26 protein-coding genes are annotated in these 22,633 nt (G+C 71.9%); 14 read left to right on the top strand and 12 right to left on the bottom strand.

Annotation, left to right across the window (positions count from 1 at the left end; all coding sequences use genetic code 11):
• Window positions 1-37: 37 nt before the first annotated feature.
• The gene (locus NLX94_RS01535; RefSeq protein WP_254380692.1) at window positions 38-547 is read left to right on the top strand and encodes a hypothetical protein; all 510 of its coding nucleotides are present in this window, start codon (window positions 38-40) and stop codon (window positions 545-547) included.
• A gap of 290 nt (window positions 548-837) precedes the next feature.
• Here NLX94_RS01535 and NLX94_RS01540 read toward each other — a convergent pair whose 3' ends face one another.
• Entirely contained in the window at window positions 838-1,803 is a 966-nt protein-coding gene (locus NLX94_RS01540; protein WP_254380693.1) for a pirin family protein, read from the bottom strand.
• A gap of 116 nt (window positions 1,804-1,919) precedes the next feature.
• On the opposite strand from NLX94_RS01540, the gene NLX94_RS01545 reads away from it, so the two are divergent.
• The 7 genes from NLX94_RS01545 (at window position 1,920) to NLX94_RS01575 (ending at window position 6,805) form a co-directional block, all read left to right on the top strand.
• On the top strand, window positions 1,920-2,267 hold the full coding sequence (locus NLX94_RS01545; protein ID WP_254380694.1) for a tetratricopeptide repeat protein: 348 nt from the start codon (window positions 1,920-1,922) through the stop codon (window positions 2,265-2,267).
• A gap of 155 nt (window positions 2,268-2,422) precedes the next feature.
• On the top strand, window positions 2,423-3,628 hold the full coding sequence (locus NLX94_RS01550; protein WP_254380695.1) for a methyltransferase: 1,206 nt from the start codon (window positions 2,423-2,425) through the stop codon (window positions 3,626-3,628).
• An 87-nt stretch (window positions 3,629-3,715) separates the two neighbouring features.
• Window positions 3,716-4,492, top strand: a complete 777-nt coding sequence (locus NLX94_RS01555; protein ID WP_254380696.1) for a MerR family transcriptional regulator — start codon at window positions 3,716-3,718, stop codon at window positions 4,490-4,492.
• Window positions 4,493-4,678: 186 nt separating this feature from the next.
• On the top strand, window positions 4,679-5,284 hold the full coding sequence (locus tag NLX94_RS01560; RefSeq protein ID WP_254380697.1) for a DUF6230 family protein: 606 nt from the start codon (window positions 4,679-4,681) through the stop codon (window positions 5,282-5,284).
• Window positions 5,275-5,727, top strand: a complete 453-nt coding sequence (locus tag NLX94_RS01565; protein WP_254380698.1) for a DUF6114 domain-containing protein — start codon at window positions 5,275-5,277, stop codon at window positions 5,725-5,727. The genes NLX94_RS01560 and NLX94_RS01565 overlap by 10 nt, the downstream gene beginning before the upstream one ends.
• The gene (locus NLX94_RS01570) at window positions 5,724-6,380 is read left to right on the top strand and encodes a hypothetical protein (protein WP_254380699.1); all 657 of its coding nucleotides are present in this window, start codon (window positions 5,724-5,726) and stop codon (window positions 6,378-6,380) included. The genes NLX94_RS01565 and NLX94_RS01570 overlap by 4 nt, the downstream gene beginning before the upstream one ends.
• 125 nt (window positions 6,381-6,505) lie before the next feature.
• Entirely contained in the window at window positions 6,506-6,805 is a 300-nt protein-coding gene (locus NLX94_RS01575; protein WP_254380700.1) for a DUF2087 domain-containing protein, read from the top strand.
• Here the strand turns inward: NLX94_RS01575 and NLX94_RS01580 are convergent.
• Window positions 6,778-7,542 (bottom strand): metallophosphoesterase, encoded by a 765-nt coding sequence (locus tag NLX94_RS01580; protein WP_254380701.1) that lies wholly within the window; start codon window positions 7,540-7,542, stop codon window positions 6,778-6,780. The genes NLX94_RS01575 and NLX94_RS01580 overlap by 28 nt on opposite strands.
• A gap of 211 nt (window positions 7,543-7,753) precedes the next feature.
• Between NLX94_RS01580 and NLX94_RS01585 the strand changes: the two genes are divergently transcribed.
• Window positions 7,754-8,587 (top strand): PIG-L family deacetylase, encoded by an 834-nt coding sequence (locus NLX94_RS01585; RefSeq protein WP_254380702.1) that lies wholly within the window; start codon window positions 7,754-7,756, stop codon window positions 8,585-8,587.
• A gap of 54 nt (window positions 8,588-8,641) precedes the next feature.
• Here NLX94_RS01585 and NLX94_RS01590 read toward each other — a convergent pair whose 3' ends face one another.
• Complete coding sequence (locus NLX94_RS01590; protein WP_254380703.1) at window positions 8,642-9,229, bottom strand: AAA family ATPase; 588 nt, start codon at window positions 9,227-9,229, stop codon at window positions 8,642-8,644.
• Window positions 9,230-9,253: 24 nt separating this feature from the next.
• The gene (locus NLX94_RS01595) at window positions 9,254-9,817 is read right to left on the bottom strand and encodes a winged helix-turn-helix domain-containing protein (RefSeq protein WP_254380704.1); all 564 of its coding nucleotides are present in this window, start codon (window positions 9,815-9,817) and stop codon (window positions 9,254-9,256) included.
• Window positions 9,818-10,525: 708 nt separating this feature from the next.
• Between NLX94_RS01595 and NLX94_RS01600 the strand changes: the two genes are divergently transcribed.
• The 4 genes from NLX94_RS01600 to NLX94_RS01610 all read left to right on the top strand — a co-directional run bounded on the left by NLX94_RS01600 (window position 10,526) and on the right by NLX94_RS01610 (window position 13,858).
• Window positions 10,526-11,731, top strand: coding sequence for an acyl-CoA dehydrogenase (locus NLX94_RS01600; protein WP_254380705.1), 1,206 nt, complete (start codon window positions 10,526-10,528; stop codon window positions 11,729-11,731).
• An 84-nt stretch (window positions 11,732-11,815) separates the two neighbouring features.
• Window positions 11,816-12,274: an Rrf2 family transcriptional regulator gene (locus NLX94_RS01605; RefSeq protein ID WP_254380706.1), complete on the top strand. Its 459-nt coding sequence runs from the start codon at window positions 11,816-11,818 to the stop codon at window positions 12,272-12,274.
• A gap of 147 nt (window positions 12,275-12,421) precedes the next feature.
• Window positions 12,422-12,520, top strand: coding sequence for a putative leader peptide (locus tag NLX94_RS39560; RefSeq protein WP_374683882.1), 99 nt, complete (start codon window positions 12,422-12,424; stop codon window positions 12,518-12,520).
• Between the two features lie 222 nt (window positions 12,521-12,742).
• Entirely contained in the window at window positions 12,743-13,858 is a 1,116-nt protein-coding gene (locus NLX94_RS01610) for an aliphatic sulfonate ABC transporter substrate-binding protein (RefSeq protein ID WP_254380707.1), read from the top strand.
• 67 nt (window positions 13,859-13,925) lie between these two features.
• Here NLX94_RS01610 and NLX94_RS01615 read toward each other — a convergent pair whose 3' ends face one another.
• From NLX94_RS01615 to NLX94_RS01635, 5 genes are read right to left on the bottom strand one after another with little or no spacing between them, the layout of a single operon-like run.
• Window positions 13,926-14,681, bottom strand: a complete 756-nt coding sequence (locus tag NLX94_RS01615; RefSeq protein WP_254380708.1) for a nucleoside phosphorylase — start codon at window positions 14,679-14,681, stop codon at window positions 13,926-13,928.
• On the bottom strand, window positions 14,678-15,547 hold the full coding sequence (locus tag NLX94_RS01620; RefSeq protein WP_254380709.1) for an ABC transporter permease: 870 nt from the start codon (window positions 15,545-15,547) through the stop codon (window positions 14,678-14,680). Before NLX94_RS01620 ends, NLX94_RS01615 begins: the two co-directional genes overlap by 4 nt.
• Window positions 15,547-16,563, bottom strand: a complete 1,017-nt coding sequence (locus NLX94_RS01625; protein ID WP_254380710.1) for an ABC transporter permease — start codon at window positions 16,561-16,563, stop codon at window positions 15,547-15,549. Before NLX94_RS01625 ends, NLX94_RS01620 begins: the two co-directional genes overlap by 1 nt.
• Window position 16,564: 1 nt before the next feature.
• On the bottom strand, window positions 16,565-18,076 hold the full coding sequence (locus tag NLX94_RS01630; protein ID WP_254380711.1) for an ABC transporter ATP-binding protein: 1,512 nt from the start codon (window positions 18,074-18,076) through the stop codon (window positions 16,565-16,567).
• A complete protein-coding gene (locus tag NLX94_RS01635; RefSeq protein ID WP_254381204.1) occupies window positions 18,057-19,106 on the bottom strand; it encodes a BMP family ABC transporter substrate-binding protein in 1,050 nt (349 codons plus the stop codon). The genes NLX94_RS01630 and NLX94_RS01635 overlap by 20 nt, the downstream gene beginning before the upstream one ends.
• A gap of 419 nt (window positions 19,107-19,525) precedes the next feature.
• On the opposite strand from NLX94_RS01635, the gene mtnA reads away from it, so the two are divergent.
• Window positions 19,526-20,557, top strand: a complete 1,032-nt coding sequence (gene mtnA, locus NLX94_RS01640; RefSeq protein ID WP_254380712.1) for an S-methyl-5-thioribose-1-phosphate isomerase — start codon at window positions 19,526-19,528, stop codon at window positions 20,555-20,557.
• A gap of 64 nt (window positions 20,558-20,621) precedes the next feature.
• Here mtnA and mtnB read toward each other — a convergent pair whose 3' ends face one another.
• Genes mtnB through NLX94_RS01655 form a run of 3 tightly spaced genes read right to left on the bottom strand, consistent with a single transcriptional unit; the run spans window position 20,622 to window position 22,515 of the window.
• Window positions 20,622-21,221, bottom strand: coding sequence for a methylthioribulose 1-phosphate dehydratase (gene mtnB, locus NLX94_RS01645; RefSeq protein ID WP_254380713.1), 600 nt, complete (start codon window positions 21,219-21,221; stop codon window positions 20,622-20,624).
• The gene (gene mtnC, locus NLX94_RS01650) at window positions 21,218-21,931 is read right to left on the bottom strand and encodes an acireductone synthase (protein WP_254380714.1); all 714 of its coding nucleotides are present in this window, start codon (window positions 21,929-21,931) and stop codon (window positions 21,218-21,220) included. The genes mtnB and mtnC overlap by 4 nt, the downstream gene beginning before the upstream one ends.
• Complete coding sequence (locus NLX94_RS01655; protein WP_254380715.1) at window positions 21,928-22,515, bottom strand: cupin; 588 nt, start codon at window positions 22,513-22,515, stop codon at window positions 21,928-21,930. The genes mtnC and NLX94_RS01655 overlap by 4 nt, the downstream gene beginning before the upstream one ends.
• Window positions 22,516-22,633: the final 118 nt, after the last annotated feature.

Below are 22,633 nucleotides of genomic sequence, written 5' to 3' on the forward strand. Positions count from 1 at the left end.
TCGAGGACGTACCACACGGTCTGCCGGGGAGTAGCGCGTGGGCACCGGCTTCGTCTTCTCGACCGCGGCGCAGGCGAGCGCCTGGACGTGGGCCCAGACGACCGCTCTGATCGTTCCCGTCATCGCGCTGGTCGGCGTCTACGTCACGTACTCGTTGAATCAGCGTGCGCTGCGACGCGAGCGCCGTTCCAAGACGTTCGCGGAAGCGCTGACGGCAGTCGAGGAGTATCTGGAGATGCCGTACCGCATCCGCCGACGGCCGTCCTCTCCGGACATCCGCCGGGAGCTGACCGACGAGGCCAGCTCCCTTCTCGCCCGCATGGCCTTCCATCATGCTTGGCTCCAGATCGAAGCCTCGGCGGTCGCCGAACCGTACGCCGCGCTCGTGGCGGCCGCACGCTCCGAGGCCGGCGTCCACATGAGCGAGGCCTGGCAGCAGCCCCCGATCGACACCGACAGCGGCATGAACCTCGGCGTCGCCTATCCCCGGGACCGCTCGAACGCCGCACGCACCCTCTGCATCCAGGCCATGCGGCGAAACCTCTGATGGTCACGCTCCGTGCAACCTGTCACGCCGAGCCCGAGGGCCCCTTCCCCGGCTCCTTCGTGACCACCGGATGTCGCGAAGCGAGCTGACGAACCATCACCAAAGTCAGCATTGGGTCAGCATTGGTCCTGGCAAAGCTGACCCCAGCTGGTCACACATGGGAAACGACCGGCGCTCGAAGAGGGCCTCCGAGAGAGCTCATCGCCGCCTCCCGCGCAACGATCTCCGCCGGAGCTTCAGCCACTCTCTTGCCGGTCTCGACTGAAAGGGACGATTCATAAAATCACAGGTCAGCGCACCCTTCCGCGCGCCTTCAGGGGCACTGGCGGGAGCTGCGGCGCGGGGATCGGGGGGCCGTCGTAGCCCTTCACTTCGCCGTAGCGGGTGCCTTCCATCCAGTCCTTGCGGGCTTGTACGATCTCCTCGTTGCTCCGGCCGATCCAGTTCCAGAACATCACGATCTCCTCCTCGAACGGCTCGCCGCCCAGGAGCATCAGGCCGGCGTCCGAGACCGCGCGCAGGGGGAGGTCCCTGCGGCCGCAGCCGAGGTAGAGCATGGAGCCGGGGAGGACCGGGACGCCGTCCACGTGGGCTTCGCCCGACATCGAGAGGACCGCGTACTCGAAGTCCGGGTCCAGCGGGAGGCGGGTTTCCGTGCCCGCCGCCAGGGCGAGGTCCGCGCCGACGATCGGGCTGTACGCGGTTCCGGGCGAGGTCGCCTTGTCCAGGGTGCCCAGGATGACCGTCGCCGTCAGGCCCGGGGCGCTGACCTGCGGGAGGTCGGCGTGGTGCTGGAAGTGGGGGTCCACGTCGCGGTGCGCGTCGGGGAGGGCCACCCACAGCTGCGCGCCGTGCAGGAAGCGGGCGTGCGGGCGCGGGCTCTCCTCGGAGTGGCTGATGCCCCGGCCGGAGGTCATCAGGCCGAGCTCGCGCGGGCGGATCGTCGCCAGGCTGCCGACGCTGTCGCGGTGCAGCACCTCGCCGTCGTGGAGCCAGCTGACGGTCTGCAGCCCCGAGTGCGGGTGGGGTGCGATCTGCATGCCGGGCTCGTCGGCGATGTCGTCCGGGCCGTAGTGGTCGACGAAGCACCAGGCGCCGACCATGCGGCGGCCCAGGTTCGGCAGGAGCCGGCGGACCTCGTGGGTTTCACCGAGCTTGACGGTGCGCGGGCTCAGGAGCTCGCGTACGGGCTCGGCGACGACGAAGCCGCGGCCGCCGCAGGTGGAGAGAGCGGGCTGGCGATCGAGATTGCTCATACCGCACAACTTAGTCCCGGTGGCGCCGCCCGGGTCATGGGAATGTGCGTACGGATCCACGTGTTGAGCAGCCGGACGGGACGAAGGAAGACGAAGGAAGACGGAGGAAGGGTCCGATGGACAGCTACCTGGAGCACGGGACGGCCGCCGAGCGCTGGGACCGCGGCCGGCTCTTCTTCGAGGCGAAGGAGTACGCGAACGCCGCCCGCGTGCTGCACGGCGTGGCGGCCGAGGCTCCCGAGCTGCTGGCTCCGCGGCTGCTGCTGGCCCGTGCCTACTACCACTCCGCCCAGCTCTCCAAGGCCGAGCGCGAGCTCCGCGAGGTCCTGGACCGCTGGCCCGTGGAGGACTACGCGCAGCTGATGCTCGGGCGGACCCTGGAGCGCCAGGGCCGGGCCGCCGAGGCGGCTCCGTACCTCCGGATCGCCGCCGCGATGGCCGGGGAGTTCCCGGAGACGGCCTAGCCACCCGTCCGGGGCCGGCCGCGGAGCCGTGTGCCGCGGGGCCGTGCGCCGCCGGTCGCGGAGCCGTCTGCCGCGGGGCCGTCTGCCGCGTCGCCCACTCTCCCGGCCCCGCCCGTGCGGGGCCGGGGCGGTCCCTCGGTTAGCCTGGGGGCAATATGAACCGTCTGACCACGCCCTTCGGCTCCTACGAGCTCGCCCGCTTCCCCGAGGACCCGCGCGACCGGCTCTTCGCATGGGACGCCGCCGACGAGTACCTGCTCCGCCACCTCGATTCCGGTACGGGTGACCGCGGCCCGGTGGATCTGGCCGGCGCCGGGCAGATCACCGTGATCGGGGACCGCTGGGGGGCGCTGACGACGGCGCTGGCCGCGCACCGCCCCACCCAGATCACCGACTCCAGCCTGACCCGCTCCGCGACCATGGCGAACCTGGACCGCAACGGGATCGGTACCGCCAAGGGCACCGTGACCCTGCTGACCAGCCAGGACGCGCCGCCGGAGCGGATCGACGTGCTGCTGGTGCGGGTGCCCAAGAGCCTGGCGCTGCTGGAGGACCAGCTGTACCGCGTCGCCCCGCACGTGCACGCGGGCACCGTGGTCGTCGGCACCGGCATGGTGAAGGAGATCCACACCTCCACCCTGCGGCTCTTCGAGAAGATCCTGGGCCCGACGAAGACCTCGCTGGCCGAGAAGAAGGCCCGCCTGATCTTCTGCACGCCGGGCAACCCGGGTGCGACCCGTCCGTCGACCCCCGGACCCTGGCCGCTGACGTACGTCGTGGACAAGGACGGCGGCTCGGGCGCCGGACTGACCGTCGTCAACCATGCGGGCATCTTCTGCGCGGACCGCCTCGACATCGGCACCCGCTTCTTCCTCCAGAGCATCCCGACCAATACGGACGGGGCCCGGGTCGTCGACCTGGGCTGCGGCAACGGGATCGTCGGCACGGCGGTCGCCGTGGCCGACCCGCGCGCCGAGGTCATCTTCACCGACGAGTCGTACCAGGCGATCGCCTCGGCCAAGGCGACGTTCCGTGCCAACGTCACGCACGAGCGGGAGCGGGCGGACTTCCTCGTCGGGGACGGGGTGGCGATGCTGGACCCCGGTTCGGTGGACCTGATCCTGTGCAATCCGCCCTTCCACTCCCACCAGGCGACGACCGACGCGACGGCGCTGCGCATGTTCGCGCAGTCGCGCAAGGCGCTGCGCCCGGGCGGCGAGCTGTGGGTGGTGGCCAACCGCCACATGGGGTACCACACCCACCTCCGGCGCCTCTTCGGCAACAGTGAAGTCGCCGCGAGCGAGCCGAAGTTCGTGGTCCTGCGGGCGGTCAAGCGGCGCGAGCAGTCCCGCGGCGCGTGACCTGCCGGTATACCCTGCGCGGCGATCTCCCGACCGCCGTGGGCTAACCCGCCGGTAGGCCCGTCGCCACGTCCTACACTCGGCCGCGTGAGCAGTCAGGTGGATCAAGACGCGGATCAGAACGCGGCCGTCGGCGGGCACTACCGTCGGGACGAAGTGGCCCGCGCGGCCGGGGTCAAGGTGCGCAACCTGCGCTACTACCAGGAGCGCGGGCTCCTCCCGCCGCCGCGCCGGGAGGGGCGGATCGCCTGGTACTCCGAAGACCACCTCACCCGACTGCGCCTGATCAACGACCTGTTGGGGCGCGGCTACACCGTCAACGGCATCGCCGAGCTGCTGGCGGCCTGGGAGCAGGGCGGCGGTCTGTCCCAACTTCTGGGCCTGGAGCGGGAGATGACCCGCGACTGGGAACAGGAGGAGCCGGTCGTCATGTCCCGCGCCGAGCTGCGGGAGCTGTTCGGCCCGACCGCCTCCCCTGAGGACACCCGGCGGGCGGCCGAGCTCGGGTACGTGACGGTCGACGGGGACCTGGTCACGCACCGCAGCCGGCGGCTGCTGGAGGCGACGGTGACGCTGGTGCGGGCGGGGGTTCCGCTCGCGGAGGTCCTGGCCGCGGGGGAATTCGTGCAGACGCAGGCGGCCGCGGTCGCGGACCGGTTCGTCGCGCTCTTCAGCACGCACGTGATCGGCGCCGACGGGCTGGAGCAGCTTTCGGCCACGCGCCTGCAGCACATCACCGAGGCGGTCGCGGCGCTGCGTCCGCTGGCGGGCGAGGTCGTGGCCGCCGAGTTCGCGCGGGCGATGGCCCGGCGGGTGGACGCCGAGGTCGCAGGGCTGCTGCGCACGGAGTCTCCCGGGGCGTGACCGGCGAGGAGGACTCGGCCGAAAAGGTACGCCCGAGCAACCTTGCCAACCCCCATTGGCACTCTTACATTCAACTCGTCGGTAACAAACAACGGTGCACAGCCGAACATAAGGGACGATCTCATGGCGGATTCCCCGAAGTTACCCGAGTTACCCCAGTCACCCGCGTCACCCGCGTCACCCGAGTTGTCCGAATCCTCCGAAGGTCGCGTCCGCTGGCGCCGGTTCGCCGTGCTGACCCTCCCCGCCGTCGCCGTGACCGCCGGACTCGGCATCGCCCTCGCGCAGGGCGCGCTCGCCGCCTCCTTCGCCGTCTCGGGCCAGCAGTTCAAGGTGTCGGCGAAGAGCCTGCAGGGCGAGGGCTTCGCCCAGTACGGCAGCGTCGACGTCAACGCCCGCGAGGAGCTCATCCCCGTGGCGGTCACCGCCATCAGGGAAGCCAGACTGAACAGCCTCTGCCAGTCCGTGGTGACCACCCTCCCGATCATCGGGGACATCTCGCTCAACCTCACCGCGGGCCAGAAGTCCCCCGTCGAGGCGAGCAACCTCTTCGTGGACGCCACCCAGCTCTCCGGCGACGCGGTCTTCACCAACATCGAGATCGGCCGCGACGCCTCCACCCTGGACAAGGGCCCGGCGGAAGCGGTGGGCATGCAGGACCTGTTCGCCCAGCAGGCCGACACCGTCAGCATCACCGATCTCCGCCAGACGGCCTGGGCCACCAACGCGGGCACCTTCAAGCTCTCCGGGCTGAACATGCACATCAGCAAGGGCAAGAAGGAATGCTTCTGAGCCGCTGGCGGCGCTGGCGGCGCGGCCGCCCCTTCTGGGGCGGGCTGTGCGCCATCCTCGCCGGGGCCGAGATCTGCGCCCTGCCGCTCGCGCCCTTGAAGATCATGCTCCAGCAGGGCGTCGCGGGGATCCCGTCCGTCCTGATGGGCATCGTCATGATCGTGCTCGGCCTCACCGCCTGGTTCTCCCCGTCCCAGCGCGCCCTGGCCGGCGTCCTCACCACCCTCATCGCCACGGCCGCGCTGGTCCTGTCGAACCTCGGCGGATTCCTGATCGGCACCCTGCTCGGCATTCTCGGCGGCGGCCTGATGTTCGCCTGGCAGCCGTACGCCGCCCCGCGCACGGGCGCTCCCCCGCACACCGGCGCCGCCCAGCGCACCGGTGCCACCTCCCCCACTCCCGCTCCCCCACAGCACCACGATCCCCAAGGAGCACAGCCATGAGCCGTACGCGCACCACCTCGCTCGCGCTCGCCGCGGCCGCCGCGGCCGGAGCCATGTCCCTCGCCCCGGTCGCCGCCACCGCCACCCCCTTACCCCTGGCCGGGTCGACCACCGTCACCCCGGCCGGTCACGCCTTCAAGGCCACCCTCAGCGGGAAGGCCACCCTCAAAGCCGGTTCCGTCACGGTCACTTGTACGGTCTCGGTGTCCACCGGCTCGGTGCCGGCCGCTCCGGGCAACACCAACCCGGCCGGGCCCGTTTCCTCGCCGATCTCCCCGCCCACGTACAGCTCCTGCACCTCCAGCATGCCGGGCGTGACCCCCACGGTCACCACCAGCGGCGCCTGGAAGGTGTCGATGCAGAACGGCTCCCCCGTCACCGCCACCATGACCGTGCCCACGGGCGGGCTCGTCCTCAAGACCACCGGCCTCGCCGTCTGCACCGTCACCGCCGCCCCCTCCGGTCCGGCGAGCGTCCCCGGCACGTGGACGAACGGCGCCCCGCCGAGCCTGACCTTCACCAACGCCTCGGTGCCGGTCACCGTCACCGGCGGCTTCGGCTGCCCGACGAGCGCGACCGCGTCCATCTTCAACGCCGTGTACAAGGTCACCGACACCACCAACCCCGCACAGCAGATCACCGTCGGCCCCTGACACCCCCGCATCCGAGGAGGCCCGCCGGCTCCGGACCGCTCCGGAGCCGGCGGGCCTTCGCGCGCGCACGGGAAAACGGGAAAACCCGTTGCCCCCGGGCAACTGCCCGGGTGAAGCTCCGTTGCATGTCACAAAGCACCGCAGAGACCAGCACCCGCAGCCCGCGCGGCGTCACCGACCTGTTCAACGCGGCGGGCCGCCTCACGGCCATCCCGCGCAAGCCGGCCCGCCGCGAGCAGCTCCTCGTCCACCTCACCGAGACCCTCTTCGCGGCGGACCGCGCCTACACGGAGCCCGAGGTGAACGCGCTGCTGCTCACCGTCCACGAGGACTGCGCGGCGCTGCGGCGGTACCTGGTCATCGCCGGGCACCTCACCCGCACCCGCGACGGTTCCGGCTACCGGCGGGCCACGACCACCCTGTAGTGGGTCGTCAGCCGGCCGTCCTCGCCGATCACATGGAAGGCCACGGCCGGCGGCTCGTCCGTGTGGACGTACGCGCTCTCCCCGGACGCCGCCTCCCACGGGAGCCTCGTCGTGGACACCACGCCGGGAGCCACGAGCAGCGGCCGCCCGGCGAAGGTGGTCGCCGCTCCGGTGTGGGCGTGCCCGCACAGGAAGGCCGTCAGGTGCGGGTGCCGGCCGGCCAGCTCCGCCAGCCGCTCCTCGCCGAACTGCCGGATGCCGTCCACGTACGGAATGTGCAGCGGGACCGGGGGATGGTGGAAGGCGACCAGGACGGGCACCTCGCGCGGGGTGCCGGTGAGCACCCCGTCCAGCCAGGCGATCGTCGAGTCCTCCAGGTATCCCCGGTGTTCGCCGGGCACGGACGAATCGCACGCCGCGAGGACGAAGCCCTCATTGCGCAGCACCTGGTCGACCGGGGCCGCGGACGGGCTCCGCTCCCCCAGCAGGCCGCGCCGGAAGGCGGCGCGGTCGTCGTGGTTCCCCGGGCAGACGACCAGCGGATGCCGGGAGCGGAGGGCCTTGCGCGCCTCCTCGTACTCCTCCGGGAGCGCGTGATCGGCGATGTCCCCGCTCACCAGCACCGCGTCGAGCTCGTACGGAAGCCCCTCCAGGTACTCCATGACGACACGGGTCCGCTCCGCGGCCCGGCCCCCGCCGTCGAGGTGGACGTCACTGAGGTGGGCTATCACGATCACGGGTGGTGGCTCCTTCGTCCGGAAGCCTGGGATTGTATGCCGCGCCGCGCACGCCGTCGACGGCCACAGCCCCGCGGCCGGCCGGGGCGAGCCGGGCGGCCGTCCCGGGAACAACGGACCGGTCCCGGACGGTTGGATCAGTCGAGGGGCCCACGTCGCATCGACCGCGCACCCGGACCAGGACGCATTTCCCGCAGGAGGACTGCTTTTCATGACTGACCGGCCCTTGACGCTCATGACAGTGCACGCCCACCCCGACGACGAGGCCACCGGAACGGGAGGGGTCCTCGCCCGGTACGCGGCGGAAGGCATCCGCACGGTCCTCGTGACCTGTACCGACGGCCGTTGCGGTGACGGTCCGGGGGGTGTCAAACCCGGCGCTCCCGGACACGATCCGGCGACCGTCGCCTCGATGCGCCGCGAGGAGCTGGAGGCGAGCCGTGAGGTGCTGAAGATCAGCGATCTGGAGGTACTGGACTACGCCGACTCCGGGATGATGGGCTGGCCGAGCAACGACGCCCCCGGATCCTTCTGGCAGACCCCCGTCGAGGAAGGCGCCGCCCGGCTCGCGGAGCTCATGCGGCACTACCGGCCCGACGTGGTCGTCACTTACGACGAGAACGGCTTCTACGGCCACCCCGACCACATCCAGGCCCACCGCATCACCATGGCGGCGCTGGAACTCACCGACCTGACGCCGAAGGTGTACTGGACGACGATGCCCCGCTCGGCGATGCAGCGGTTCGGGGAGACCATGCGCGAGTTCCAGGAGGACATGCCCGAGCCGGATCCGGCCGAGGCCGCCGCGCTGGCCGAGATCGGCCTCCCCGACGAGGAGATCACCACCTGGGTGGACACCCTCGCCTTCAGCGGTCAGAAGTTCGACGCGCTGGCCGCGCACGCCAGCCAGGGCGAGAACATCTTCTTCCTCAAGATGGGCAAGGAGAGGTTCGGCGAACTGATGGGCATCGAGACCTTCGTGCGCGTCAAGGACACCACCGGCGCGGCCGTGCCCGAGACCGACCTCTTCGCCGGCCTGCGCTGATCCACCCGCCCCTGCTCCGCACCCGCCGGCCCCACGCCGACCGGCCCCGCAGCCTCACGGCTCCGGGGCCGGCGCCGTGTCAGCGGGCGCAGGCGCGGTGGCCCCCGCGATGGCGTCCGCGATCGAGGCCGCCCGGACGGCCACCGGGGCGGCCGGCACCTCGACGAGCTCGTAGCCGAACCGCCGGTAGCTCTCTTCGTGGATCCGTTCGAACACCAGCGACTCCCCGAAGCTGATGCGGCGGGCGGCGGTGGGCTCGCAGAACGCCGTGTTGCGGACGAAGAACACCCGCCGCTCGTAGACGCGCTCGCGGGTGATCCGCTCGATCTCGGCGGCGAGGGCATCGGTGACGGGGCGTCCGAGATAGACGCTCAGGGCGTGGGTGCAGACCGGGGACCTGTCGTAGATCTGGACGCTCCCGCTGCCCCGCGCGGAACTCCGCACCTGACGCTGTCGTTGCAGGTCCACGATGTCGTCGATGAAGGCCGCCCGCGTCCAGGGTTCGGGGACGCCCCGGGCCTGCTCGTGCGCGATGACCGCGGTCGCCGCCTCCTCGACGACCTCGAACCCTTGCTCCGCCAGCTCGCGGAGGATCGTCGTCTTTCCGGCACCGGGTGTACCGGTGAGGATGTATCGCTTCACAGAAGGACCTCGGCCCTGCCTGCCCTACGCGTGGTCGGGCAGGTACTTGTAGCCCACGCGCCGCACCGTGGAGATGCGGCCCCGGTGGGCGGGGCCGAGCTTGCGGCGCAGCCGGGCCACATGGACGTCGACGGTGCGGCCGTCGCCGATGTGCCCGTAGCCCCAGATCTCCGAGATGAGGGATTCCCGCGCGTGCACCGTGTACGGATGGGCCACGAAGTGGGACAGGAGGTCGAACTCCAGGTAGGTCAGCTCCAGTTCGCGCCCATCGACCTCGACCAGTCTGCGGTCCCGGTCGACCTTGATGACCTCGTCGCAGTGGACGGGTCCAGGGCGCGGGGCCCGTTCCGGATCGGGAACCCGCAGCGTTCCGGGCTCCAGGGGATGGACCTCCGGGCGTACGCCGTGCGATTTCATCAGCGCCACCGGGTCCACGTCGGCCGGCAGGAACACGAGGTAGCCGACGCGGCCGCCGTGCGCGCCCGGGGCGGGGACGACGGCCGGGTGGTCACCGACCAGCTGGAGTCGGAGTGCCGGGGAACGGCGGATGGCGGGTGCGGGGAATGCGGCGGGAAGCGCGGTGGTCACGGTGAACCCCTTCGGCTGCTCGGAGTGGAGTACGGATGCCGGGCGTTCGGCCACGACGGGGCATGGCGGAGCCCGGAGGGATGCTCGGAGGGGAGGCTCGGAGGGGCCGGTGTCAGGACGACCGCAGCCGGGAGAACCGCAGCCGCGGGGACCGCTGCCGGGAAGACCGGAAGGCATGCGGACAGGCGTGGAGCGGCCCGGAGCGGCGGCCAAAAGGCCTGCGCGTGACGTGGAAAGCCCTGTCGGAGAATCCCTAGAAGGGTCGGCAGGCGGCGCTGGCGACGAGACGGAAGTCAACGTGCCTGCGGCGTACGAGCAACGGCTGCGACGGGGGCATGGCCACATCGTGGAGTGCTGGACGGGTCCGCGTCAATACTTCCCTACTGAACTCATAGGAAATATCCGCCATTCGGCCGCACTTCCACCAGGCCGTCTCTCATATCGAGACGACCCTGTCCGCAATGCGGTCGCGCTCTTGCCGGGAGAGTCGCTTCGGGCAAGTATCCCTATCAATCCCATGGGAAAGGTGGGGATTCGGCGATGCGCCGGACCCCGCGGCTCCCGCGCCACCCGGCAAACAGCCGGACGACACCTCCAACGACGCTCCGGAGTAGCCGACATGACCACCGCCGTCCCGCATGGCACCGCCGTCCGCCCAGCCCCAGCGCCAGAACCGCGCGGCGAAGCACGGAACTGTCGGTGACCCCCATGCCGACGACACCGGGCACCACCGGCCTCCGGTCCGCCGACGAGCAGCGCCGCGCGGCACTCCTGCGTACCGTCCACGACGTGGCGGACGACCTCGCCTCGGACGCCATCTTCCGCGACCGGGCGGGCAGACCGCCGACCGACGAGGTGGCCCGGCTGCGCGAGGCCGGACTGCTGGCCGGCCTCACCCCGCCCGGGCCGGGCCGGGGTGCGGACTGGCGCACCGGATGCACCGTCATCCGGAAGCTCTCCACGGCGGACAGCTCGGTCGGCGACGTACTCGCCCGCCACTACGTGCACGCGTGGAGCGGGCGCTTCTACGCGGGCCACCCCGACGCGACCGCCCTCGAGGAGGAGTCGGTGCGCGAGCAGTGGCTGTGGACCGGCGCCATCCGCCCTCCGGTCACCGACGAGGACACCGCCGGCCCGGACCTCGTACTGCAGCCCCGCAACTCCGGCTACGTGCTCAGCGGGCGCCGCTTCCTGGACACGGCGGTGGCCGTCGCGGACCAGATCGTGGTCGACGCCGTCTGCACGGTCACCGGTGACGCCCTGGTCGTACGGATCCCGCCCGGCGTTCCGCGCATGACCATCGAGCCCGCCCACGACCGCCTCGGGCAGCGCGTGGTCGGCGCCGGCGAGGTGGTCTTCGACCGGGTCACCGTGACGCCCGGACAGGTGCTCGGCCGGCGCCCGTACGAGGAGGAACCGGCGGCCCCCTTCACCGCACTCGCCGATCCGGCGCTCCGGCTCGCCCTGTGCCACGTCGGCCTCGGCATCGTGGAGGGCGCCCTCACCGAAGCCCGCGACCTCAGCAGGGGCGGTCACGCGTACCGGCTGCCCGGTACGGACCCGGACCTCTTCCTGACGTACGGGGAGCTCGCCTCCGCCGCCCAGACGGCCACCGCCGTGGTCGACCGGGCGACCGAGGTGATGGCGCGGGCCCTCCAGACGGGTGCGCAGCTCGACGCCGAGGAACCGGCGGGCATCGCCGCCCTGGTCGCCACGGCCGAGACGGTGACGTCGAAGGCCGCCCTGCACGTCACGGCGCGGGTACTGGAACTCGCCGACGCTCCCGGCCTGGACCGCTTCTGGCGCAATGCCCGCATCCTGACGGCGCACCACCCCGCCGCGCACCGTCTGCGCTCCATCGGCGAGCACTACCTCAACGGCTCCCACCGCGCGGTGGCCGCGGCCTTCCACTGACACGGGGCGCCGGGCGGGGGGCGGCGGGCGCCGGGCGGCGGATGTGGGAGCACGGCAGACCCCGGCGTGCGGGATAATGGCCACATGCGGATCTCAGCCAGGGCGGACTACGCGGTACGTGCCGCACTGCAGCTTGCCGCGTCGCAGGACGACGGGCCGCTCAAGGCCGAGGCCATCGCCGACGCCCAGGACATCCCGCACAAGTTTCTCGAGGGCATCCTGAACGACATGCGCCGGGGTGGTCTCGTCCTGAGCCAGCGCGGCGGCAACGGCGGCTACCGGCTGGCCAAGCCGGCCGAGTCCATCAGCATCGCCGACGTCATCCGCGTCGTGGACGGACCGCTCGTCTCGGTGCGAGGGGTCCGCCCCCCGGACCTGACCTATACCGGCCCCGCCGAGGCGCTCCTCCCCCTGTGGATCGCGCTGCGCGCCAACGTGCGCGAGATCCTCGACGGGGTGAGTCTGGCGGACGTCGCGGCGTCCGATCTGCCTCCCGACGTGTCGGCCCTGTCCAAGACGCCTGACGCCTGGACCAATCCCTAACCCCTCCCCACCTGCATTTTCTCGCATCCTGAGATGTAACCGTCCACGATGCGGTCAATCTCTTGGGGCAGGGCTTCCTGTCTGCCAATATGCCTACCAACCAGGTGGGAAAAGTAGGAATCACAGGAATCAGGGGGTGAGTCAGCCGTGCAGACACCGCAGTGCGCCGGCCGGATCCCGCCCCTGACCTCCCGCCGCCACATCGACTTGGTCCGTACGTCCAGCGCCATCTGTCAGCCTTCCTGACACCGGCCGGCCACAGGGCCCCGTACCCCCGCAAGCCGATGCCGGGGCGCCGAGCAGCCCCCGCCACCGGCCGGCCCGGCGACCGGCCGGCACCACCACCCGCACGCTCCAGCGATCCCGCCGCACACGGCCGGGACCAGCTGCCGTGCGCGCCGACGGCTCCACACCGCCGCCCCAGCACTTCCGTACCTTCCTGACCACCACCCGTGAAAGGACACCTCCGTGTCTGCCGCAAGACCGCTCAACACCCTGCGTGCCATCGCCGTGACCGCCACGCTCCCCCTGCTGCTCACCGCTTGCGGCTACGGCTCCGAGGCGAAGAAGGACGACGCCCCGAAGGCGAACGTCGCCGACAGCTCCGCGAAGAAGCTCTCGGCCTCCGAGGTCCGCATCGGCTACTTCCCGAACCTGACCCACGCCACCGCGCTGGTCGGTCTCCAGGAAGGCCTGATCGCCAAGGAACTCGGCGCCACCGCCATCAAGCCGCAGGCCTTCAACGCCGGCCCGTCCGAGATCGAAGCCCTCAACGGCGGCTCTCTCGACATCGGCTTCATCGGCCCCTCGCCGTCGATCAACGCCTACGTCAAGTCCAAGGGCTCCAACCTGCGGATCATCTCCGGCTCCGCCTCCGGCGGCGTGAAGCTGGTCGTGAACCCGGCGAAGATCAAGACCCTGGACGACCTCAAGGGCAAGAACATCGCCACCCCGCAGAAGGGGAACACGCAGGACGTCGCGTTCCTCAACTGGATCGCCGAGAAGGGCTGGAAGGTCGACCCCGAGTCCGGCAAGGGCGACGTCTCCGTCGTCCGCACCGACAACAAGGTCACCCCCGACGCCTTCAAGTCCGGCTCCATCGACGGCGCCTGGGTCCCCGAGCCCACCGCCTCCAAGCTCGTCTCCGACGGCGGCGCCGTCCTCCTCGACGAGACCGCCCTGTGGCCCGACAAGAAGTTCGTCATCACGAACATCATCGTGTCGCAGAAGTTCCTCAAGGAGCACCCCGACGTCGTCGAGGCCGTCCTGACCGGCACCGTCAAGACCAACGCCTGGATCAACGCCAACCCCGAGAAGGCCAAGGCCTCCGCCAACGCCAAGCTCGCCGCCGAAGGCGGCAAGCCCCTCGACGCCAAGGTCATCGACCCGGCCTGGCCCAGCATCCTGATCACCGACGACCCGCTCGCCTCCACCCTCAAGACCCAGGCCGAATGGGCCGTCAAGGCCAAGCTCATCGAGCAGCCCGACCTGAACGGCATCTACGACCTGACGCTCCTGAACAAGGTCCTCAAGGCCGCGGGCAAGCCCGAAGTCTCCGACGCCGGCCTCGGCGCCACCAAGTAGCAGCACGCCCTGCCGGTGCGGCGGCGGTCCTCCCGGACCGCCGCCGCACCGGCGTTCGCGTCCCCTCTCACCCGGCGGCCGAAGCCGCGGCCAGCAGCCGCAGGGCCTCCAGGGCGACGGCGCTGCCCCGGGTGACCCCGTCCGCGACCACCCGGCGGTGCGGGTCGTAGCCGCCGGTCGCCTCCTCGTCCACGAGGTCGTCGGCGTTCGCCCCGTCCACCACCAGCACCCCGCCCGCGGTCAGTCCGCGCAGGGAAGCCGTCACCAGCAGCGCGGAGAGTTCCATCTCGATGGCCGCGACACCGGCCTTCTCGTAGGCCGGGAAGGGGAGCAGGCCCGGCTGGAAGGCGGCGCGCGTCCAGACGATGCCCCGGTGGTGGGGGACTCCCGCCTCGCGGGCCGCCCGCTGCAGCGCCAGGACCGCCTCGGGCGCGGACACCGCGGGATACTCCGGCGGCAGCAGCTGCCGGGTCACCCCGTCATCGCGTACCGCCGCCTCGGCGATCACCAGGTCGCCGTCGGCGATTCCGGGCCGGATCGCCCCCGCCGTACCGAATCTGATCAGGGTGCGCACACCCGCGTCGGCCAGCTCCTGGAAGAGCAGGACGGCGCCCGGCCCGCCGACCCCGTGCGAGGCGACCGTCACCGGGAGGCCGTGCCAACTCCCGCTGAAGACACGGTACTCGCGGTGATGGGACACCTCCTTGGCGCCTTCGAGCAGTCCCGCGACGGCTTCGGCCCGCGCCGGGTCGCCGACGACGACCGCGGAGGCCGGCAGACCCGTGCGGGGGATGCGGGTGAGGGGCAGCAGGTCCTGGGTCATGCGACGGCTCCGGTTCTCGTACGGGCGGCACGGCGGCGGCCCGCCGTGGTCAGGAAGAGGGCGGCGAGGGTGACGGCGTACGGCGCCGCGTCCGTGGCCTGCTGCGGGAGGCCGAGGCCCTGCAGACGGAAGCCGACCGCCTCGGCGACGGCGAACAGCAGGGCGGCGAGCAGGACGCCGACGGGTGCGGCGCGGCCGAGCATGACCGCCACCACCGCGATCCAACCGCGTCCTGCGGTCATGTTCTCGGAGAACAAGGTGACGTTGCTCAGAGCCAGTTGGGCCCCGGCCAGACCGCACAGCGTTCCGGAGGCCAGCACCGCTCCGTACTGGTACTTCGCGGGGTTCACCCCCAGTGCCGCCGCGGCTCCGGGCGCTTCGCCGACCCCGCGCAACCGCAGGCCCCACGTATGGCGGGACAGCGTGAAGGCGATGAGCGCGACGGCCGCCCAGGAGAAGTAGGCGAGCGGTGACTGCCCGCCGATCAGCGGGAGTCCGGACAGCGCGGGATCGTCGAAGGTGCCCCGCACCCCGAAGACCGTCCGCAGCAGGAAGCCCGTGAGTCCGAGGGCGAGGAGGTTCATGGCCACGCCCAGCACCACCGCGTCGCCGCGCAGCGTCACCGCGCCCACGGCCAGGATCAGTGAGTACGCGGCGGCGGCAAGCGCCGCCGCGATCACCCCGAGCCACGGACTGCCGGTGAACCAGCTCGTGGCGACCGCGCTGAAGCAGCCGATCAGCATCATGCCCTCGAGGCCGATGTTGAAGACTCCGGCGCGCTCGCAGATCGCCGCGCCGAGCGCGGCGAGCAGGATCGGGGTGAGCGCGCGCAGCACCGAGAGGAAGAGGTCGGATTCCAGGGACATCAGGCCACCTTCCTGATCCGCGCCGTGGAGGCGAGCAGGACGATGACCAGCGCCTGCAGCACCTGGGTCAGCTCGCGCGGTACCTCGGTGGCCCGCTCCATGCTCAGTCCCCCGACCTGCAGCACCGTGAACCAGAGCGCCGCGAGCACGGTTCCGGCCGGGGCCGCGGCGGCGAGCAGCGCCGCCGTGAGCCCGGTCCAGGTGTAGCCGGGGGCGGTGAGCGCTCCGTCGATGAAGCGGTTCGGGAAGCTCAGCACCCCGATCGCTCCGACCAGCCCCGAGAGGGCGCCGGAGGCCCCCATCAGACGCAGGGTCAGGCGGGTCCGGTCCACTCCGGCGTACGCCGCGAAGCGCGGGCCCAGGCCGGTCATCCGGACCTCGTACCCGACGCTGGTGCGCGCATCGACGAAGAAGTGGACGGCCGCCGCGGCCACGACGAGGAGCAGTCCGGCGGTGACCGTGGTCGACCCGAGCGCGGGCAGTTCCACGCCCTCGGGCAGCCGCCGTGTCTGCGGCAGGCTGGAGCCGGGCTCCTTCAGCGGATGCCGCGCCGCATAGGAGGCGAAGGAGACCGCCGGATAGGACAGGAGCAGGCTGCTCACCAGGAGCGGGACCCCGAGGCGCGTCTCGCACACGGCGGCGAGTGCGGCGTACGCGGCTCCGGCCGCCGTCCCGGCGAGGAGGGAGAGCACGACGGTGAGCGGCGCGGGCAGTGGGGCGTAGAGGCCGGTGACGGCGGCGGCCAGGCCACCGAGCACCAACTGGCCGTCGCCGCCCAGGTTGATCAGTCCGGCACGGAGCGGAACGGCCAGCGCGAGGGCCATGCCCAGGACGCTGGTGCCGGTGGTCAGCGTGGCGCCGATCCCGTCGGGGCCGAGGGAGCCGCTCAGCACGGCCCCGTACGCGGTGAACGGGTCGGCCCCGGTCGCGGCGAGGAGGAGCACGCCGATCAGGAGGGTGGCCGCCACGGAGAGCAGGACGGGCGAGCGCGGTGCGGCCTTGAGGGTGGATCTCATGTCAGGCCTCCGCTCCGGCCAGGGCCAGGCCCAGGGTGTGTTCGTCGGCGTCGTCCCGGTCGTAGGAGGCCGAGATCCGGCCCTCGTACATGACCAGGATCCGGTCCGAGAGGCCCCGGATCTCGCTGAGTTCGGCCGAGACCAGGAGGACGGCGTGGCCGGCGTCCCGGTAGGCGATCAGCTGTTCGTGGATCTGCTGGATGGCGCCGATGTCCACGCCGCGGGTGGGTTGCTCGACCAGCAGCAGGGGTGCGTCATGGGCGAGTTCGCGGCCGACCAGCAGTTTCTGGAGGTTGCCGCCGGACAGGGCGCCCGCCGGGGTCCCGGGGGACGGCGCCTTGATTCCGAAGCGTTCGATCAGGGAGCGGGCGTGCGCGCGCAGGGCCGCGGGATGCAGCAGTCCCCGCCGGGTGGCGAGCGAGCGCCGGTGGTGCCCCATCGCCAGGTTCTCCGCGACGGAGGCGGCGGGCGCGGAGCCCACCGCCGCACGGTCCTCCGGTACGTAGGCGAGGCCTGCCGCCCGGCGTCCGGCCGGCGACTCGTGGGTGATGTCGCGCCCGGCCAGCTCGACGCGGCCGGCGGATACGGGGCGCAGTCCGGCCAGTGCTTCGATCAGCTCGCTCTGCCCGTTGCCCGCGACGCCGGCGATGCCGACGATCTCCCCGGCCCGTACGGTGAGGTCCACTCCGCGCACGCCCGAGACGGACAGCACCACCTCTCCGGGGGTGCCCGGTGGGTGGATCCGGTCCAGCGCCACCCGGCGGCCGGTCATCGCCTCGGCGATCTCGGCCGCCGTGGTGTCGGCGGTCCGCAGCCGGGCGGTGACCCGTCCGTCGCGCAGCACCGTGACGCGGTCGCTCCCTCCCAGCACCTCGTTCAGCTTGTGGGTGACGAGGATCACCGAACACCCTTGTTGGGCAAGGGACTTCAGGACAGTGAACAGCCGGCTCGCCTCGTCGGGCGTGAGCACGGCCGTCGGTTCGTCGAGGATCAGGACGCGGGCCCCGCGGTGCAGCAGCTTGAGGATCTCCACCCGCTGGCGCACCCCGACGGGCAGAGCGCCGACCCGGGCATCGGGGTCGACCGGCAGCCCGTGCTCCTCGGCGAGTTCGCGGACCCTTCGGCGCGCGGCCGCGCCATCGAGGAAGCCGAAGCGGCGCGGCTCGGCCCGGAAGACGACGTTCTCGGCGACGGTGAGCGAGTCGAAGAGCCGGAAGCCCTGGTGGACCATGCCGAGTCCGGCGGCGATCGCGTCCGCCGGGTCGGAGAAGCTCACCTCGCGGCCGTCCACGCGGATCGTGCCGGCGTCCGGTCGCACCATCCCGTACAGGATCGACATCAGGGTCGATTTTCCGGCGCCGTTCTCTCCCATCAGGGCGTGGATCTCGCCGCGCCCCACCCGGAGGTCGACTGCGTCGTTCGCGAGCGTGCCGGTGAACCGCTTGCTGATTCCCGTGAGTTCGACGACCGTCTCCGTCTCCGTCTCGGCAGGGCTACTTCGCTGCGGGGTCATCGACCTTCAGCTCCCCGGAGACGATCTGGTCGCGCAGCCGCTTCACCTGGTCGAGGACCGGGGCGTGCTGGGCGATGACGCACTGGGACTCGGCGACCCCCGGCTCCAGGCCGGTCAGGCTGATGCCGCCCTCCTTGAGTCCGTACGAGACGGTCTGGCCTCCGGCGCCGCCGAGCACCTGCTCGATGCCCTTCTGGACGGCGACGTCGGTCTTCTTGATCACGTTGTCGACGACGGTGCCGGGCGCCGAGACGCACTGGTTGACGTCCACCCCGTACGCGAAGGCACCCTTGGCCTTCGCCGCCTCGAAGACTCCGTAATTGCCCGCGGCGGCCGCCGCCATCAGCTGGTCGGTGCCCGCCGAGATCAGCGAACCGGCCTGCTCCTTGGCGCGGGCCGAGTCGTTGAAGGGCGACTGGCCGCCGACGAAGCGGGTGGTCGACTCGCTCGCGGGCGCCGTCCTCTTCGCCCCGGCGGCGAACGGATCGCTGTAGCGCCGGAACTGGGGCGTGTCGAGCACGTCCACCGCCCCGACCTTGCCGCTCTTGGTGAGCAGCCCGGCCTCGGCTCCGGCCAGGAAGACCCCTTCGTGCTCCCGGAACACTGCGCAACTCACGTTCGGGTACGCCTGCTTGGTGCAGGCGTCGACCACCAGGAACTGCTGCTCCGGGTGGGCCTCGGCCTGCTGGGCGACCAGGTCGGCGAACTCGAAGCCGACCAGGACGATCGCCTTCGGCTCGGCGTCGACCGCGGCCTGGACGTTCTGCTGCCGGGAGGCCACATCAGTGGACTCGTAGACCTTCGAACTGCCCGAGTGCGCCTTCGCCGCCGCCTTCAGGCCGTCCACGGAGAGCTTGAGGAACTCGTTCTGCCCCACCGCGTCCGGGGTGACGAGCGTGAACACCGGGCCGGCGCTCTTGCCGCCCTCCTCCTTCTTCGCGGCGGCGGCGTTGCAGCCGGTGGCGAGCAGCACCCCTCCCGCCACGGTGGCGGTGAGCCGAAGGGCTCGGCTACGGGATCTCCGGTACAGGGACAGGGACATGGAGGTGACCTTCCAGGGCGGTACGGGCGTACGGAGGTACGGGCGCACAGCGGTGCGCGGTACGGGGTACGCGGGGTGGGCGGGCGTTCAGATGTGAACGCCGCGCGAAATCGATGAACTCGATGTGAAATCAGACGAGTCGGAAAAGGGCTCGTCGGGGGTCGGGCGGGGGAGCGCTCAGCCGCGACAGGCGTCGCTGGCGCACCGGCCGTAGTCGAGGTAGCGCCGCAGCGTCAACAGCATCGCGCTCTCCCCTCGGACTGCCGTGCAACAGATCGTTGAAGCCAGGAGAGTAGCACCGGGGTGCGAAGGGGCGGCCCGCCGTCTCGAACTCTGGTTCCCGCAGCTCCTGTACGGTGACGCGCACCCCTCCCCCTTCCTCCCCCGAGCCTTTGGAGTGCACTGTCATGACCAGGGAACTGCGTGCCGTCGAGTGGGCCGGAGACGGTCTCGATCTGATCGACCAGACCGCTCTGCCGCACCGCAAGGAGGTGCTGCGCGTCGCCGACGTGGACGCTTTGGTGGACGCGATCCGACGGCTCGTGGTGCGCGGGGCGCCGGCGATCGGAGCGGCCGGCGCGTACGGCGTGGCCATCGCGCTGCTGCAGGGCGAGCGCGAGGGCTGGGACCGTACGCGGATACGCGAGGAGGTCGCCCGGATCCGGGCGGCCCGGCCGACCGCGGTCAACCTGGCCGTGTCCGTGGACCGGGTCCTGGTGAAGCTGGACGAGGGCGTGCCGGCGGTCCTGGCCGAGGCCGCCGCCGTGCAGCGCGAGGACGTGGAGGCCAACCACGCACTGGGCTCGCACGGCGCGGACTGGCTGCTGAAGCGGCTCGGCACGGACCGTCCCCTGCGGGTCCTGACCCACTGCAACACCGGGGCCCTCGCCACGGCCGGCTGGGGCACCGCGCTCGGCGTGATCCGCGAACTGCACGCCCGCGGACGGCTGGAGACGGTGTACGCCGACGAGACCCGGCCGCTCCTGCAGGGAGCCCGGCTGACCGCCTGGGAGCTGGCCGAGGAGGGCATCGCGCACTACGTCCAGGCCGACGGCGCGGCAGCCGGAACCATCCTGCGGGGAGAGGTGGACGTGGCGGTGGTGGGCGCGGACCGGATCGCGGGGAACGGCGACACCGCGAACAAGGTCGGCACGGTCGGCATCGCCCTGGCGTGCGCTCACGCGGGCATCCCCTTCATCGTGGCAGCGCCCACCACGACGGTGGACCTGGCGACCGCGGGCGGGGAGGACATCACCATCGAACTGCGCGGTGAGGAGGAGGTGTTGGAGTGGGCAGGCATCCGCACCGCGCCGGCCGCCTCCCGCGGCCACAACCCGGCCTTCGACGTGACCCCGGGCAGCCTGGTGACGGCGCTGGTCACCGAGCGCGGCGTACTGGAGGTGTCGGCGGGCGAACTCCCCTCGGAGCACCTGGCCTGAGTCGGCACGGCCTCGAGGGCGCTCCCCCGCGCGGGGAGCGCCCTCGGCGCGGGTCCTCGCCCCATCAGCCCGTCGCCAGCTCCAATTCCAGCAGCCATTCCACGACTTCGGTGTGGTGCCGGGCCTGGCGGGGCGAGTCGCCCCACGCGTACAGCCCGTGGCCCGCCACGACCACCGCCGGCATCCGCGGGTCGCGGGCCGCCTCCAGCCGGTCTCCGAGCACCCGAATGTCCTGGCTGTTGGCGATCACGGGCAGGGTGATCTCCTCGCCCTCCGCCGGGTGGCCGACGCCCTTGAGCATCTCCAGGTCCTTCAGGACGATGCCGCCCGGCTGCCTGCGCCCCATGAGCACGGAGGCGACCGTGTGCACGTGCACGACCGCGTTCGCGCCCGTCAGGCGGGCCACGCGCGCGTGCAGCTCCGCTTCGGCGGACGGCCTGCCGCCGCTCACCGCCGCGCCCCGCTCGTCCACCACCACCACGTCTCCCGGGGCGAGTTCGCCCTTGTCGTGGCCGCTCGCCGTCACGGCGAGCCGGAACGGCTCGCGGGTAAGGAGCACCGAGAGGTTCCCCGAGGTCCCGCGCATCCAGCCGAAGGAGGCGAAGCGCGCCGCCTCCGCCGCCAGTACCGCCCCCGCCTGTTCCAGGTCGGTCACCGTCGTCACGCTCCGCTCCCCGCCACGTCGATCTCCTCGAAGGTCCGGGCCTCCGCGTGCCCCCGCAGACCCTGCTCGTAGTACGGCTCCCCCGGCCGCCGCACGCCGACGGCCCGCCAGCCCGCCGCCAGGGCTGCGTCCAGCTCGCCCGCGCGGTCTGAGAGGAACAGCAGCCGGTCCGGGGGGATCCCGGTGTCCGCGGCGATCGCGCGGAAGGACCCCGCTTCCTGTTTGGGGCCCGCGTTCTCCGTGTCGTACCAGCCGCTGACGAGGTCCCGCAGGTCCCCCTCGGGACTGTGCCCGAACCACGCCCGCTGGGCGGCGACCGATCCGGAGGAGTACACGTACAGCCGCACGCCCGCCGCGTGCCAGCGTCTCAGCGCGGGCACCGCGTCCGCGTAGAAGTGCGAGACGAGCTCTCCGCGCGCGAACCCCTGGGCCCACAGCAGTCCCTGAAGGGTCTTCAGCGGCGTCGCCTTCCGGTCCTCGTCGAGCCAGGCGTTCAGCGCCTGCTCGATCCGGGCCGGGCCGGCCTCCGGCTCGCCCAGCTCGGTCCGCACCCCGGCGAGGGCGCGGGCCACCTCCGGTTCGCCGGAACGTCCGGCGATCAGGGCGCCGAACCGCTCACGCGCGTACGGGTAGAGCACCTCGACGACGAAATCTGTGGCGCTCGTGGTGCCCTCGATGTCCAGGACCACGGCGTCCACGGTGTGGCTCACGCCGCCGCCTGCGCCGTGATCGTGTCGAAGTCGGGGAAGCGCCCCGCGATCCCGCTGCCGGTGAACGTGCCGATCCAGCCGTCCTCCTCGTGGAAGAAGCGGATCGCGGTGAAGGCCGGCCGGGTGCCCATGTCGAACCAGTGCGTGGTCCCCTTCGGCACGCCGAGGAGGTCGCCCCGCTCGCACAGCACCGCGTGGACCTCGCCGCCCACGTGCAGGTAGAAGATCCCGGACCCCGCGACGAAGAAGCGCACCTCGTCGTCATCGTCGTGCGTGTGTTCCTGGAGGAACTTCTCCCGCGCGGCCTTCGCCTTGGCGGCGAATCCGGGGTCCGCGTCGTCGGGGTGCAGGGCGACCACGTCGACGGTCGCGAACCCCTCCTCCTCGGTGAGCCGGTCGATCTCGGCCCGGTAGGCGGTGAGGACGGCATCGCCGCCGGCGTCCGCCGGAACGTCCTCGCGCACCGGCCACCGCTCGTAGCGGACCCCCAGCGGCGCCAGTGCGGCGGCGATCTCCGCGGGCTCGGATGTACGGCGTACGACGGACTCGGGGCCGCTCTCCGGCCAGGTCGTCAGCAGTGTCACGGGATGCTCCAGGGTGGACGGGGCGGGGTGCGGGGGTGCGGATCCCTGGCCCCGGGCCGATTCTCGCCCCCCGTTGTTGCCGCAGCGTGGCGGCAGCATGGCAGGTGCGCCCGGGGAG

The sequence above is a fragment of the Streptomyces sp. TBY4 genome (assembly GCF_024213195.1).
GTDB lineage: Bacteria > Actinomycetota > Actinomycetes > Streptomycetales > Streptomycetaceae > Streptomyces.